The following is a 401-nucleotide window of genomic DNA, read 5'->3' on the forward strand; positions in this document are numbered from 1 at the left end:
GTTCACTTTCGGCCTGATACTTATAGAGTTCAATAATCAAGTTGGTCATCAGTTGACGTAAATTTGGGTCAGCAATCCCTGTCATGGACGGCAAATTTAACACATCTAGGGTGGCACCCTTATTTTGAATGGAGTTCATGATCTTAGTCAAATCATGGTTGTTTCTGCCTAAGCGATCTAATTCAGTGACCATTACAATATCACCCTCACGAATATAGGCCAGCATTTTTTGCAGTTCTGGCCGATTAGTGTTAGCCCCACTTAATTTATCCGTAAATAATTTATCAACGTCTTTTAAAGCCGCTAACTGTCGATCTAAATGTTGCTCCTTGGAACTCACACGCGCATAACCGATTTTAGCCATTTCCAATTCTCCTTTTGGACAGTTCTAATGAACACTT

General features: G+C 39.9%; 1 protein-coding gene. It reads right to left on the minus strand.

Translation table 11 applies throughout. The features are described from left to right. On the minus strand, positions 1-364 hold a 364-nt coding region (locus FD09_RS15695; RefSeq protein ID WP_162261534.1), incomplete at its 3' end, for a recombinase family protein. Positions 365-401: the final 37 nt, after the last annotated feature.

The sequence above is a fragment of the Schleiferilactobacillus perolens DSM 12744 genome (assembly GCF_001435585.1).
In the GTDB taxonomy this organism is placed as follows: domain Bacteria; phylum Bacillota; class Bacilli; order Lactobacillales; family Lactobacillaceae; genus Schleiferilactobacillus; species Schleiferilactobacillus perolens.